Origin of the sequence: Metabacillus idriensis, from assembly GCF_009674765.1 — a bacterium.
Taxonomy (GTDB): Bacteria; Bacillota; Bacilli; order Bacillales; family Bacillaceae; genus Bacillus_P; species Bacillus_P idriensis.
This window is the reverse complement of sequence record NZ_WKKF01000002.1, coordinates 444721-458470: the sequence shown is the minus strand read 5'-3', so window position 1 is coordinate 458470 and position 13750 is coordinate 444721. Positions and strand designations below refer to the sequence as shown.

At 42.9% G+C, this 13750-nt stretch carries 14 protein-coding genes; all 14 read right to left on the bottom strand.

The genetic code is table 11. The annotated features are described in order from the left end of the window. Positions 1-2 precede the first annotated feature (2 nt). Positions 3-953: a DNA-binding protein WhiA gene (whiA, locus tag GJU41_RS10490; RefSeq protein ID WP_070876434.1), complete on the bottom strand. Its 951-nt coding sequence runs from the start codon at positions 951-953 to the stop codon at positions 3-5. Between the two features lie 124 nt (positions 954-1077). Continuing rightward, complete coding sequence (locus GJU41_RS10485; protein ID WP_070876435.1) at positions 1078-2037, bottom strand: gluconeogenesis factor YvcK family protein; 960 nt, start codon at positions 2035-2037, stop codon at positions 1078-1080. Further along, entirely contained in the window at positions 2038-2925 is an 888-nt protein-coding gene (gene rapZ / locus GJU41_RS10480; protein ID WP_070876436.1) for an RNase adapter RapZ, read from the bottom strand. 52 nt (positions 2926-2977) lie between these two features. Beyond that, the gene (locus GJU41_RS10475) at positions 2978-3436 is read right to left on the bottom strand and encodes an 8-oxo-dGTP diphosphatase (RefSeq protein WP_070876437.1); all 459 of its coding nucleotides are present in this window, start codon (positions 3434-3436) and stop codon (positions 2978-2980) included. A gap of 382 nt (positions 3437-3818) precedes the next feature. Next, positions 3819-4769, bottom strand: coding sequence for a thioredoxin-disulfide reductase (trxB, locus tag GJU41_RS10470; RefSeq protein WP_070876438.1), 951 nt, complete (start codon positions 4767-4769; stop codon positions 3819-3821). 102 nt (positions 4770-4871) lie between these two features. Continuing rightward, positions 4872-6341, bottom strand: a complete 1470-nt coding sequence (locus tag GJU41_RS10465) for a tetratricopeptide repeat protein (RefSeq protein ID WP_170292770.1) — start codon at positions 6339-6341, stop codon at positions 4872-4874. Between the two features lie 827 nt (positions 6342-7168). After that, entirely contained in the window at positions 7169-7798 is a 630-nt protein-coding gene (gene hisIE, locus GJU41_RS10460) for a bifunctional phosphoribosyl-AMP cyclohydrolase/phosphoribosyl-ATP diphosphatase HisIE (protein ID WP_154318566.1), read from the bottom strand. Continuing rightward, positions 7795-8553, bottom strand: a complete 759-nt coding sequence (hisF, locus tag GJU41_RS10455; protein WP_154318565.1) for an imidazole glycerol phosphate synthase subunit HisF — start codon at positions 8551-8553, stop codon at positions 7795-7797. Before hisF ends, hisIE begins: the two co-directional genes overlap by 4 nt. Beyond that, a complete protein-coding gene (gene hisA / locus GJU41_RS10450; RefSeq protein ID WP_154318564.1) occupies positions 8550-9287 on the bottom strand; it encodes a 1-(5-phosphoribosyl)-5-[(5-phosphoribosylamino)methylideneamino]imidazole-4-carboxamide isomerase in 738 nt (245 codons plus the stop codon). The genes hisF and hisA overlap by 4 nt, the downstream gene beginning before the upstream one ends. After that, entirely contained in the window at positions 9284-9919 is a 636-nt protein-coding gene (gene hisH / locus GJU41_RS10445) for an imidazole glycerol phosphate synthase subunit HisH (protein ID WP_070876444.1), read from the bottom strand. Before hisH ends, hisA begins: the two co-directional genes overlap by 4 nt. Next, positions 9920-10507, bottom strand: coding sequence for an imidazoleglycerol-phosphate dehydratase HisB (gene hisB / locus GJU41_RS10440; protein WP_070876445.1), 588 nt, complete (start codon positions 10505-10507; stop codon positions 9920-9922). Between the two features lie 12 nt (positions 10508-10519). Then, positions 10520-11788 carry a histidinol dehydrogenase gene (gene hisD / locus GJU41_RS10435; RefSeq protein WP_154318563.1) on the bottom strand — a complete coding sequence of 423 codons (1269 nt, stop codon included), beginning with the start codon at positions 11786-11788 and terminating at the stop codon, positions 10520-10522. Beyond that, positions 11785-12423 carry an ATP phosphoribosyltransferase gene (gene hisG / locus GJU41_RS10430; protein WP_070876447.1) on the bottom strand — a complete coding sequence of 213 codons (639 nt, stop codon included), beginning with the start codon at positions 12421-12423 and terminating at the stop codon, positions 11785-11787. The genes hisD and hisG overlap by 4 nt, the downstream gene beginning before the upstream one ends. Next, positions 12416-13591, bottom strand: a complete 1176-nt coding sequence (locus GJU41_RS10425; protein ID WP_154318562.1) for an ATP phosphoribosyltransferase regulatory subunit — start codon at positions 13589-13591, stop codon at positions 12416-12418. The genes hisG and GJU41_RS10425 overlap by 8 nt, the downstream gene beginning before the upstream one ends. Positions 13592-13750 lie beyond the last annotated feature (159 nt).

Sequence of the window (13750 nt, the reverse complement as noted above, 5' to 3'; positions counted from 1 at the left end):
TGTTATTTGATCGTTACCGGCTGGCCATTTCTTAGTTGTTCTGCAATTTCGTCAAGCTTTCTCAGGCGGTGATTGATGCCTGACTTGCTGATTTTTCCGCTTAAAACCATTTCACCCAATTCTTTAAGCGTTACATCCTGATACTCTACCCGAAGACGTGCAATTTCGCTTAATTTGTCGGGCAGTGCTTCAAGACCCATTTTTTCATCGATGAATTTAATATTCTCGACTTGGCGTATGGCTGCTCCAATTGTTTTGTTTAAGTTAGCGGTTTCACAATTGACGAGACGGTTGACGGAGTTTCTCATATCGCGGACAATCCGCACATCTTCAAAGCGGAGAAGTGCCTGATGTCCCCCGATGATACTGAGAAAATCAGATATTTTTTCTGCTTCCTTCAAATAGGTAATGTATCCTTTTTTCCGTTCGAGCGTTTTGCTGTTTAAATGGAAGGAATTCATTAGTTCACACAGAGAGTCATTGTGCTCTTTATATAATGAAAAAATCTCTAAATGATAGGATGAAGTCTCCGGATTATTAACCGATCCTCCTGCCAAAAATGCACCCCTTATATAGGATCGCTTGCAGCATTTCTTTTTAACAAGCTCCTCGGAAATACTTCTTTCAAACGTAAAGTTCTCTCCGAGTATTCCAAGGTCCTCTAATATTTCACGAGCTTTTTCTATCAGCCGAACGATATAGACGTTATTCTTTTTCAAACGCATTTTCTTCCGCACAAGCAGCTCGACAGAAACGTCATACTGCTTTTTTAAGAGAGTATATATTCTTCTAGCTATTGCTGCATTTTCGGTTTGAATGTCCAGGATTAATTTTCGATTCGAAAAAGAAAGAGAGCCGTTCATTCGGATGAGTGCAGATAACTCCGCTTTTAAACAACAGGCTTTAGATTCTATGTTGGTTAATTCTTTTTTTGTTTCAGAAGCAAAGGACATCTTTCTGCACCCTCCAATCCATATGAATGCATTCGTTTGCACTCTTTATTTTTTTGGCTTTTTCGCATAAATTGCTGCTGAACTTCAGGCTGAAGCAGTAATTTCCCTGAAAAAGCCTTGTTAATTAAGTGATCATATCATACAGCAGCTTGGCAACTTTTACTGTATCATGACGGATAACGTTATTTTCATAGGAAACAATCTTGTCATGAACAATTTCGAGTCCTAAATCCCGCAATGCTTCAATGTCATAATAAACAGGTTTAGCCAGTTCTTCTGCATATAATGCTTTCATCATATCAGGAATTTCTTCATCATTCACTAATATTGTATCGATGAACGTGCATTTCATATGTTCATTCAAAGCTTTTACATGATCGCTTGCAGTGAAATCAAGGGTTTCACCAGCCTGAGTCATTACATTGCAAATATAAACCTTTTTCGCTTTCGCCTTGCAGACCTCATCACCGATTTTTGGAACGAGAAGATTCGGCAGGATGCTCGTGTACAAGCTTCCCGGACCCAGGAGAATTAAATCAGCCTGGCGAATCACTTCGATCGTCTCTTCAAGAGGCTCAATGGATTCAGGTGATAAAAAGACACGTTTAATCTTCTTGCCGGAGTATGGAATTTTCGATTCTCCTGAAACAATCGTTCCATCCTCCATTTCAGCATGAAGGACGACGCTTCGATTTGCAGCAGGCAGAACTTTTCCGCGCACATTAAGGACTTTGCTCATTTCCCTCACAGCATGGAAAAAGTCGCCTGTAATATTCGTCATCGCTGCCAAGATAAGATTTCCAAGAGAGTGGCCTGTAAGACTGTTTCCTTTATTAAAACGATGCTGAAATAAATCTTCTACTAACGGCTCAACATCTGAAAGCGCAGCTAACACATTGCGAATGTCACCTGGCGGCGGTATTTTGAGTTCATCACGGAGCCGGCCTGAGCTCCCGCCATCATCTGCAACTGTAACAATTGCTGTAATATCTACAGGGTATACTTTTAACCCCCGCAATAGTACAGACAAACCGGTACCCCCGCCGATTATGACAACCTTTGGCCTATTTGCAGTATCAGTCATCTAATGACGGTTTCTGCGCTCAATATCACGATGTGATACGTGCGTCTGATAATCATCTTTGTAGTGCTTCGCAATGTGTTCCGCCAGTGTTACCGAACGGTGCTGGCCGCCTGTGCATCCTATTGCAATGACAAGCTGGCTTTTTCCTTCTCTTTTATAATAAGGCAGCATGAAAGTAAGCAAATCCAGGACCTTTTCTAAAAACTTCTGAGTCTCTGCCCATTTTAGAACATATGAGGAAACTTCCTCTTCAAGGCCTGTTTTCGGTCTCATATGATCGATATAATGCGGATTCGGCAAGAACCTGACATCAAATACTAAATCAGCATCGATCGGCACTCCGTATTTAAAACCGAATGAGAGCACATTTACCGAGAAAGTATGCTCAGCATCTTCCGCAAACTGCTTCAGTATTTTTTCTCTCAGTTCACGAGGCTTCAATTCAGATGTGTCAAAAATCATCTGCGAGCGGCCTTTCAGCTCTTCAAGCAATTCTCTTTCGTTTTTAATGCCTTCTAAAGGCAAACCTGTTGTGGCTAATGGATGAGACCTGCGCGTTTCCTTGTATCTTGTGACAAGGGTAGCATCCTTAGCATCCAGAAAAAGAATTTGAGGATTAATCCAAGTCTTTTCCGCCATATCATCCAGTGCCTGAAACAGGCTTTCAAAAAATTCGCGTCCCCGCAAATCCATCACCAGTGCAACTTTGTTCATTTTAGAGCCGGATTCCTTCATCAGCTCAAGAAACTTCGGAAGCAGATTAGGCGGCAGGTTGTCTACACAAAAATAACCAAGATCTTCAAAGCTTTGAATGGCAACCGTTTTGCCTGCTCCTGACATGCCTGTAATAATCACCATCTTAATATCCTGAACACTGCCTGTACTCATGCAGATTGCCTCCTCTCTCTTTTTCGCGCTTTTATATAAATGAATGAACCGTTTACTGCGGATCTAATCGATATGCCAGCAGTTCAAAATCAGGTGTGTAAGTAAAGGTGCCATAAATCAGCCCTGCACCCTTCATCATAAATTCAAGTATATGATGATCGCCTGGGGCCATAGGAAGAACACTTACTTCATCTAATGAATGCCACTTAAGCTTTCCTTCCTCAGACTCTGCCACATTCTCACCTGTAAACTCGGTAGCAAAAAATGTAAACATCATCCACTCTGACACAATTTCATTTCCATCTTTAATAATAAAGGTGAAGATCCCTTTAATTTTTGGGTTTTTTAAATATATGCCTGTTTCTTCGCGATATTCTCGGATGACAGTGTCTTTAATCGATTCACCCTGCTCCATTTTTCCGCCAGGCGCCACCCACCATCCTCTTCTCGGTTTTTGCAGGAGAAGAATTTTATTGTCCTGTACCAAAACGCAATTCGTTACTCTTTGCAAAAGTCTTTCACCTCTGGGTTCGTTCGGGTAGTCTAAACATATTTTCTCACCTTTTATTATACTATTTCAAAGACAACCTCACAATGAACGGAGGCTGCTTACAGACTTATTTTTTAATGGAATGATGTGTGTGGTTTATATACGTGTTTGCTCGGATAAAAGTTTCAAAGGAAAATAAACACTGGAAAAGCGGAAGCGCAGGCATGGCGGATTATCTTATTACAAAAAAAGGAGTACGGGAAAGGGCGCCCGTACTCAAAAGTTTATTTATAAAAGGGGGTCAATTACTATTTTTATAATACCTCATTATTATTTCAGTGGTGTTACAGGTTAGTTAAAACCGAGTTACGTTTTTGTTAACTCTTTAAAGCATTAGCGAAAATCAGCTGCGGGCTTTGATTTTTTCCATTAACTCTTCTACAAAATGCTGGGCACTTTGTGCTGCAATTGAGCCATCGCCTGTAGCTGTGACGATTTGACGCAATGATTTTTCGCGGATATCGCCTGCTGCAAAGATGCCAGGCACCTTCGTTTCCATGCGCTCATTCGTTTCAATATATCCGTTTTCGTTTGTAATGCCAATAGATGCAAACGGTTTTGAAAGAGGCAGCATTCCGATATAAATGAAGACACCGTCCGCACTCATTTCAGTCTCTTCGCCTGTTTGAGTGTTTACAAGTGTTGCACTGCCGACCTTGCCGTCTTTTTCGTTGATTTCTTTAATCGTATGATTCCAGATGAAATCTACTTTCTCATTATCAAATGCGCGCTGCTGAAGAATTTTCTGTGCACGAAGCTCATCGCGTCTGTGGACAATTGTTACTTTAGATGCGAATCGTGTTAAATAAACGCCTTCTTCTACTGCAGAGTCGCCTCCGCCAATAACGATAAGCTCTTTGTTTTTAAAGAATGCGCCGTCACATACTGCACAGTAAGAAACTCCGCGGCCGCCAAGTTCTTTTTCTCCCGGAACGCCGATTTTCTTGTACTCGGCACCAGTTGAAATAATGATAGAACGTGCTTTGTATTGTTTGCTTCCAGCCACAACGGTTTTGTATTCTTCGCCGTCAATAATTTCTTTTATATCTCCGTATGCATATTCAGCACCGAATTTTTTCGCATGATCAAACATTTTTGTTGATAAATCAGGTCCAAGAATATGGTCAAAACCAGGATAGTTTTCAACGTCCTCTGTATTGGCCATTTGTCCTCCAGGAACACCGCGCTCTATCATTAAAGTAGAAAGGTTTGCTCTGGATGTATAAACAGCAGCTGTCATTCCGGCAGGACCTGCACCAGCTATAATCACATCGTAAATTTTTTCCTCAGACATCGTTCTTCACTCCTTGTGTTCACAACAATGATTGTTTACGGGAGATCTCGTTTCCCATACTCTTATCCTATAAAAGAATAGAGCTTCATGCCATTTTTTTGCTCACGTCCATAAGTTCTTGATGAAAGCTGAGTACTTTGAGAGAGTTTTGCCTGAAATGGAGTATTGCTTCGCAAGCTCTGTCTGCGTCACTTTATATCCATTTTCTTTTTTCCACACGTATTCCAAAGCTCCGGCCCATGCAAGGTGGTTTTTAAGCGGCATCTCTTCTCTTTTTGCTTTTAACGCTGTTTTAAAGAAGAACAAATAAAGTCCTTCGTTCAGGGTTTTATTGTTTTCAAACAGAACTTGCGCTGCCTGGTAGGTGAACTTTGATTTCTCAGAGACACTTTTTTTAATCTCTCCATTAACATGCGCAATTGCAAGATCCATAAACTCTCTTTCGAAGACTGATTGAGGAACTTTCGCTGATTGGAAGAATTGAATCTGATCAAGCTGCTTTGTTTCAGCTGCCAAAAAAATCGCAAGCAGACGCTCTTCAATCGGCATCGTCATTGGGCGTTCCACTGATTTCTTATCCGACTTCCATGGTTCTGAACCGGCTTTTTCCGGATTGATTTCAATCACCCGATCCCAGCTTGTTCTGGCAAGTTCTTCTTTTCCGGTAAAATAAGCCGAATAGGAAAGCCAGTAAAAGAAGGTATCATCCCCGTCAAAACCTTGTCTGTAGATGGCTCTGAGCCATTTAAAGGCAAGCTCATATTGTCCGACCAATGCAAAAGTCGCACCAAGCTTATAGCGGTGTTCAAAAAGGATCGGATAGATGAGTCCAAGTCTTTGCGCCAATTCTTCCACTTTATCATCCTGCCGTTCATAGTAGTAGAACACGAGAAGATTGCATAGCGCATGGAGATTGCCCGGATTTTTGTCTAGCACCATATCTAAATAATCTTTCGCCTGCTGAACGTCGCCCATGTAAAAATAAGCTAATGACAAGTTGTTGTAAGCAGACCAGAATTCCGGAAAATCCGTGACGATTTCTTTTAACAAGGAAATGGCCTCTTCTAATTTCCCATTTTCCAAAAGGGATTTTGCAGCATCCTGCTTGACAATCAATTCATCTGAATCTAAAAAAGGATCCTCTTCATCTGCCCCTTCAATCGTCAGCAAATCAAGGAGATCTTCTGTTTCTTCGATGAACTCGCCATTCGGCTCTTTTGTCTGATATTGGATAGCGCATTTGTAGGCTTCATGAAAGAGACCTAAATGTGCGTAATTATTCGCCATAAAGTAATGGCATTCCGTCAAATCTTTATCAATATTCTTAAGAATGTATGTTAAAAGCTCATTAGATTGCTGGTATTTTCCAAGCTCGGTATAAATGGCTGCAAGCTGGCTGAGCATGACAATATGATTCGGCTCAAGCTGAATCGCACGCTGTATCCACTTGCTCGCTCTTAAAAGATCGCGTTCCCGATAGGCTTTCATGCCCTTACGGTAAAAGTACTGTCCGTCTTGGAAGAAAGGGACAATCTGCGCTTTTTGCTTAGTGTTACTTGATTGTTTTCCCACTGAAATCCTCCATTTCTTTACTTCTGCCGTAGGTTAGTATACCACACTGGGGAAGTACGACAATAGGAATGGTAAAAATTTATAAAACACTTAGATAAAGGCTGTTTTCGCATGGATTGTTGTTTTTCATTACAAATGTTGTCCGTTCCTTTCCGCTCAAGGTTTTTAACATTTAGGTCTGGCAGCAGCAATATTTACGAAAAGAGCCCAGTTAAAACAAGAATATTGCCTTATGCACATGGTCTTAGCTTAGGCAAATCGGCGGTGCGGCAAACGGGATGGAAGGAAATAGTTGTGTTAGATTTGGGGTTGGGGTTGGCACACTGACAGATCAGGTCCATTTTCAGTATTGATACAATTTTCCAAGGAGAGAACATAACAAACTAATCCGATACACTGGGAGTGATTTGGAAAAAAGAAAGTAAATCCTCAAGAACGGATAGTATTTCACTGGTTTTCGACAGTAAAGAAGCTGTTTCGGCAAGTAAAAGTGCGATTCTGGCAAGTAACTGTTAAGTTCACTCAAAATTGCGGCTCACTATCCAATCTAGGTAGAAATTTTTCACCATTCAAAACAGATTCCTAACATTCCATCGCTTAACAAGTGCCAAAACAGAACAAAAGTACAGACGCCAAGGCCCGCTCCGGCAGGCAGATAAGAATTTGACAGAAAGGTCCGGTCCCGACTTTTTTTGGGAATTCGTTCTGAGCGAGGATCTAGGCGCTTACGCTTGACGCAGATAACTTTTTTTCATTATCCACAACCTATTAACTTTTATAATTTCTTTAACGACAAAAAAGCCCTCAAAACGAGGACTCTTCCACTACTATTTCGGTAAATGACGCTCTTCCAATACATTCAGTACTTCATCCAGTGGAAGCTTTTGTTCTCGGAGCAGCACCATTAAGTGGAACAATAGGTCCGCCGCTTCCCATTTGAGTTCATCCGCGTCGCGGTTCTTAGCGGCGATGATAACTTCTGATGCTTCTTCTCCCACTTTTTTCAGGATTTTATCGATGCCTTCTGTGAACAGATACGTTGTATAAGAGCCTTCAGGCATTTCTGCCTCACGTTCTGCGATCAATTGTTCCAAGGTGTTAAGGATTTCAAAGCGGTCTGGTGGGGATTGTCTAGAATCGCCAAACACATTTTCTGAAAAACAAGAGTAAGAGCCCGTGTGGCACGCAGGACCCGCAGGCTTCACCAATACAAGCAAGGCATCCTGATCGCAGTCGTATTTTAAGCCAACAACCTCCTGGGTATTGCCGGAAGTTGCCCCTTTGTTCCAAAGCTCCTGTCTGGAACGGCTGTAAAACCATGTTTCTTTTGTTTCAATTGTTTTTTGCAGCGACTCTTCATTCATATAGGCTAAAGTTAGAACTTCTTTGCTGACGGCATCCTGAACGATTGCAGGGACTAAGCCATTTTGATCAAACTTTACGGATTGCAGATTCATCTGACATTCACTCCCTGCGTTTTTAAGTAGTCTTTTACTTCTTTCACTGATGTTTCTTTATAGTGGAAAATCGAAGCGGCAAGAGCAGCATCCGCTTTGCCTTCCATGAATGCCTCTGCGAAATGTTCAGCGTTTCCCGCACCGCCTGATGCGATGACCGGAACGGAAACAGATCCACTGACCATTTTATTTAAAGCAAGATCAAATCCGCTTTTTTCACCGTCGCTGTTCATGCTTGTGAGCAGAATTTCGCCCGCGCCGCGCTTAACAGCTTCCCTGGCCCAGTCTGTCACTTCCCACTCTGTTTCTTTTCTTCCGCCGTGAGTGTATACCTTATAACTGCCGCTTTCTTCATCAAACCTTGCATCAATGGCAACAACAATGCACTGGGAACCAAAGAACCGCGCACCCTCTGAAATCAGTTCGGGGCGCAATACTGCTGATGTATTGACAGATACTTTATCGGCACCTGCACGAAGTATTTTTTTCATATCGGAAAGCGAATTGATGCCGCCCCCCACTGTAAATGGAATCGCAAGCTGCGCTGCAACTCGTTCAACTACATCCACCATTGTTTTTCTTCCTTCATGAGAAGCTGATATATCCAAAAAGACAAGCTCATCTGCGCCCTCTTTGTCATAGAAGGTGGCAAGCTCAACAGGGTCTCCTGCATCTCTCAGCCCTAAAAATTGAATCCCTTTTACCACCCTGCCGTCTTTTACATCAAGACAAGGAATGATCCGTTTTGTAATCATGCCCGCGCCACCTCTTCTAAGGCCTGTGCAAGATCAAATTGATTTGTATAGAGCGCTTTTCCCACGATTGCGCCTGCCACTCCTTCTTTTTGAAAAGCAGCAAGCTCCACCAAATCAGTCAGAGAGCTGACTCCGCCTGATGCAATCACATCTTTGCCGGTAGCCTTCGCCATTTCGCACACAGCTTCAATGTTGGGTCCTGAAAGCATGCCGTCTGTGGCGATATCGGTGAATATAAACACCTCAGCACCTGCAGCAGCAAGCTCCACGCCAAGATCAGCAGTCTTTACTGTTGACGTCTCAATCCATCCTTCAGTAGAAACATAGCCATCCTTTGCATCTATCCCAATTGCTATTTTGCTTCCGTATTTCGCAAGCATTTTCTTCACAAAATCAGGATTTGAGATGGCAGAGCTTCCTAGAATAACGCGGGATACCCCATTTGAAAGGTAATACTCCACGTCTTCCTCCGTCCGGATCCCTCCGCCTATCTGAACGTTTACATTCAGCTTTTCAGCGACTTCAAGAACATGATTGTCATTGACTCTTTTACCGGCTTTAGCTCCATCAAGATCCACCATGTGAATCCATTTCGCCCCTTTATCAGCAAATACTTTTGCCATCTCGTAAGGTGAATCGCCGTAAATTGTTTCTTTTGCATAATCGCCTTGTATAAGCCGGACACATTTCCCTCCGCGCATATCGATTGCAGGATATATAATAAATTCACTCATGATTTCACCTTTTCTTCAACGATTTTTACGAAGTTTCTCAAAATGCCTATGCCTAAGTGACTGCTTTTTTCAGGATGAAATTGCGTGCCGAATATATTTTTCTCACCAACAACTGCCGGAACATCAACACCATAGTCTGCACTTGCAATGACGGTGCTGCTCTTTTCAGCCTTCACATAGTAAGAATGCACGAAATAGGAATAGCCTTCTTCCAGACCTTCTAGAAGATCGCTCTGCTGGTGCATGAGTAATCGATTCCATCCCATATGCGGCACCTTCAGCTGCTCTTTTTTCATCAGATCTGCCGGGAAATGCACGACACTCCCTTTTAAAAGAGAGAGCCCTTCGGTGAAACCATTTTCTTCACTGGAATCAAATAATAATTGCATCCCTAAACAAATACCAAGCAACGGCTTTCCTTCACTTGCAACTTTTTGAATATAACCCGTTAGTTTTGTTTCATTTAAAATCGCCATTGCATCCTTAAAGGAACCAACTCCGGGAAGAATATAGCCATCTGCTTTTTCAAGCTCTTCAGGGTTTTCTGAAATAAAATAGCCGATATTCAAGCGCTCAAGCGCTTTGCTCACGCTGTACAAATTCCCCATGCCATAATCAATAATTCCGATCATTTATAACATTCCCTTCGTAGATGGGACTCCTTTAATCCGCGGATCAATTGTTGATGCCTCGTCAAGCGCTCTGCCTAAAGCTTTGAAAACAGCTTCAATCATGTGATGGGTGTTTCGGCCGTAGTGAACGATGACGTGAAGATTGATCCGCGCTTCAAGAGCAAACTTCCAGAGAAATTCATGCACAAGCTCCGTGTCAAAGTTTCCTACTGTAGAACTTGGAAATTCGCCTTTAAGTTCAAAGTGAGGACGGTTGCTTAAATCAACGACAACCTGAGCAAGAGCTTCATCCATCGGAACCATTGCCTGACCATAGCGCTTGATTCCTCTTTTATCGCCTAATGCTTCTCTGAATGCCTGTCCGAGACAAATACCGATATCTTCTGTGGTATGATGGCCATCAATCTCTGTATCTCCAATCGCCGCAACAGATAGATTAAATTGGCCATGCTTAGTAAACAGATCCAGCATATGTGTCATAAATGGAACGCCTGTATTTAATTCAGAAATCCCTTCTCCGTCAATTGAAAGAGAAAGGGAGATATCCGTTTCATTTGTTGTTCTTTGCAGACTTGATGTTCTTTCCATTATCAGTTCCTCCTATTTTAAGCGCTCTTCAATGGCGCGTGCATGTGCTTCTAAGCCTTCTAAACGGGCAAATGCTGCAATCTTATGGGCTGAATTCTGAAACGCTTTTTCGCTGTATGAAATGATGCTGGATTTTTTCACAAAATCATCGACGTTCAGCGGACTTGAAAAACGGGCTGTGCCATTTGTAGGCAGCACATGATTTGGTCCTGCAAAATAGTCTCCGACAGGCTCTGAGCTGTATCTTCCGAGGAAAATAGCGCCTGCGTGCCTAATGCTGTTCAGAAGCTCCATCGGATTCTCTGTTAACACCTCAAGATGCTCGGGTGCGAGCTCATTTACGGCGTTAATCGCTTCATCCAATGATTCGGCCACATAAATAAATCCGTATTGATCAATTGATGGACCCGCTATCTCTTTTCTCGGAAGAGTTTCAAGCTGACGGGTGACTTCTGCTGATACGGCTTCTGCAAGCTCCATAGAATCCGTTACAAGAACACTTGAAGCTAGAACATCATGCTCAGCCTGTGAAAGCAGATCGGCTGCCACTTCGTTCGCTTTCGCCGTCTGATCAGCTAATACAACAATTTCACTTGGACCGGCAATCATATCTATATCCACATCCCCAAATACTTCCCGCTTTGCAAGAGCAACATAGATATTCCCGGGACCAACAATTTTATCAACCGGTTTGATCGTCTCTGTTCCATATGCAAGGGCAGCTACTGCCTGGGCACCGCCTGATTTATAGATTTCTTCTATACCAAGCTCTTTTGCCGCTACAAGCACACCTGTCGGCAGTGCACCTTCCCTGTTCGGGGGAGAAATCAGAACAATCCGTTTTACCCCTGCCGTTTGTGCAGGAATGACATTCATTAAAACGGAAGAAGGATAAGCGGCAGTGCCTCCAGGTACATATACCCCAACAGCATCCAGAGGTGTGATCTTCTGTCCAAGCATTGTTCCGTCCTCTTTATATGTAATCCAGGACTCGCGCTTTTGCTTTTCATGGAAAAAACGGATATTTTCAGCGGCTTCCCTGATAACCTCAACTAATTCCTGATCAAGCTCCTGATAAGCTGCCTCAACTTCCGCTTCTGTCACTTTAAGACTTGATAAACGGACAGAATCAAATTTTTCCGCGTAGGCGAAAAGAGCGGCATCCCCTTTTTGCTTAACATCTGCAATTATGTTTTTAGCAGCCTCTCTCTGTGTTTCTGTACCAGAGTCAATGGAACGCTTTAGAGAGGCAAAATTTCCTGAAAGTCTCTCAATCCTCATTCTGCTTCTCCCTCCACAACTTCTGATAATCGGCTGACCAGTTCATCAATTTGTGCGTCTTTCATTCGGTAGCTGACAGGATTTACAATGAGTCTTGATGTGATGCTGCAGATTTTTTCGAGTTCAACCAGGCCGTTTTCTTTTAACGTTCTTCCCGTTGAGACAATATCGACAATGCGGTCAGCAAGGCCAATTAAAGGAGCAAGCTCGATTGAACCGTTCAGCTTAATGATTTCCACTTGTTCCCCCTGCTCCCGGAAATATGAAGACGCAACACCCGGATACTTTGTTGCAACCTTTGGGGCAACATCAGTTGTTCCCGTATTTGGCAAACCCGCAACAGCCAAGTAGCAGGCGCTGATTTTCAAATCCAGCACCTCATAAACGTCACGCTCTTCCTCTAGCATGACATCTTTGCCGGCAATGCCTATGTCCGCAACTCCGTGTTCAACATAGGTTGTAACATCCATGGGCTTCGCTAAAATAAAGCGCATGTTTTCAGCCGGCACTTCTAAAATAAGCTTTCTTGACTCATCAAATTCAGGCGGCAGCTTATAGCCTGCTTTTCTGAGCAAGTTAGCTGCTTCATCAAAAATTCTTCCTTTCGGCATCGCGATTGTAAGCATATTACCCATCCTGCTCTTCCTTTCTCGAACCAATAAAATAAGCCACATCTGCAAACTGTTTTGTATAGGCATCTACATCATTTACACCGGATATATCCTGCAAAATCACTCTTTTTCCCTGTCCGCGAAGCAGAGCCGTGCACTTTAGAGCCTCTGTTCTTCTTTCCTGACTGTAAAGAACACAGTGAATATCAGGCGTTTCTTCCTGTTCTCCAAGAGACTCAATCAGCCTGTCCAGGCGGATTCCAAAGCCAGTAGCCGCTGCAGGTGTATTAAATCGCTCAAACAGCTGATTATACCTTCCGCCGTTTCCAAGCGAAAAGCCGACATTCCCTGCATAAACCTCAAATAAAACGCCTGTGTAATAGCTCATATGACTGACAAGATTTAAATCAAGCTTTACGGATTCCAGCACGCCGAAATCCTCAAGATGTGACCAAAGCTTGCCAAGTTCTGCTGCAGCCTCTTTTCCTTCCCTGCTTGAAACAAGGTCTGCTGCAATCGATAGCTGTTCTTCTCCGCCTCTCAGCTGCAGAAGCTGAAGCAATCTTCCTTTATCAATAGACGACAGCGGCAGCGACTTCACATGCTCGCGATAGCCGACATAATTCTTTTCATATAAGTATCTTCTCAAAACATCGGCGCGCTCCTGATTTCCGAGAATCTCTTTGAACAAAGCATCGGCAAATCCAATATGACCGATTGCGACCTTAAAATCCTGAAGACCCGCTTCTTTTAGAACGGCAATCATAAGGGCAATTACTTCTGCATCTCCGCTAGTAGTTGCATCACCGATCAGCTCAGTCCCAATTTGTTCAAACTCAGCAGGACGACCGCCTTCACGCTGCTGCGCACGGAAAACATTCGCATCATACGCAAGTCTGAGCGGATAATTTTCCTGATAAAACCTGGATGCCGCCACCCTTGCAATTGGCGCTGTCATATCCGGTCTAAGAACCAAGGTATGCCCCTCCTGATCCAGAAGCTTAAAAAGCTGGCCTTCCAGAATGGCTGATTGAACACCTACCGTATCGTAAAATTCAAGCGTCGGCGTTTCAATAAATTGAAAGCCCCATTTCTCTATCGCACCCGTCATCTTTTGACGAAGCTGTTTTTTCGTTTCATACAATAATGGCAATGTATCTCTCATCCCGAGAGGTTTTTCAAACATAAACATGCTGACTTGCACCTCTTTCACAAAAAGTTCCGAATCCTTTAGTTCGCTAATATAGTAACATGCTACCAAAATAAAGATAGGTTCGCAAGTATGAATATTCCTTATCATTCTCTTTATTTAACGAATTTCCTCTAATAAGATATTTTTAAACAAACGTTT

Bases quoted from the DNA above. Each gene is read 5' to 3' on its own strand.
- whiA (WP_070876434.1), bottom strand. From the start codon at position 953: ATGTCCTTTGCTTCTGAAACAAAAAAAGAATTAACCAACATAGAATCT.
- GJU41_RS10485 (WP_070876435.1), bottom strand. From the start codon at position 2,037: ATGACTGATACTGCAAATAGGCCAAAGGTTGTCATAATCGGCGGGGGT.
- rapZ (WP_070876436.1), bottom strand. From the start codon at position 2,925: ATGAGTACAGGCAGTGTTCAGGATATTAAGATGGTGATTATTACAGGC.
- trxB (WP_070876438.1), bottom strand. From the start codon at position 4,769: ATGTCTGAGGAAAAAATTTACGATGTGATTATAGCTGGTGCAGGTCCT.
- hisIE (WP_154318566.1), bottom strand. From the start codon at position 7,798: ATGAATCTGCAATCCGTAAAGTTTGATCAAAATGGCTTAGTCCCTGCA.
- hisF (WP_154318565.1), bottom strand. From the start codon at position 8,553: ATGATTACAAAACGGATCATTCCTTGTCTTGATGTAAAAGACGGCAGG.
- hisA (WP_154318564.1), bottom strand. From the start codon at position 9,287: ATGAGTGAATTTATTATATATCCTGCAATCGATATGCGCGGAGGGAAA.
- hisH (WP_070876444.1), bottom strand. From the start codon at position 9,919: ATGATCGGAATTATTGATTATGGCATGGGGAATTTGTACAGCGTGAGC.
- hisB (WP_070876445.1), bottom strand. From the start codon at position 10,507: ATGGAAAGAACATCAAGTCTGCAAAGAACAACAAATGAAACGGATATC.
- hisD (WP_154318563.1), bottom strand. From the start codon at position 11,788: ATGAGGATTGAGAGACTTTCAGGAAATTTTGCCTCTCTAAAGCGTTCC.
- hisG (WP_070876447.1), bottom strand. From the start codon at position 12,423: ATGGGTAATATGCTTACAATCGCGATGCCGAAAGGAAGAATTTTTGAT.
- GJU41_RS10425 (WP_154318562.1), bottom strand. From the start codon at position 13,591: ATGTTTATGTTTGAAAAACCTCTCGGGATGAGAGATACATTGCCATTA.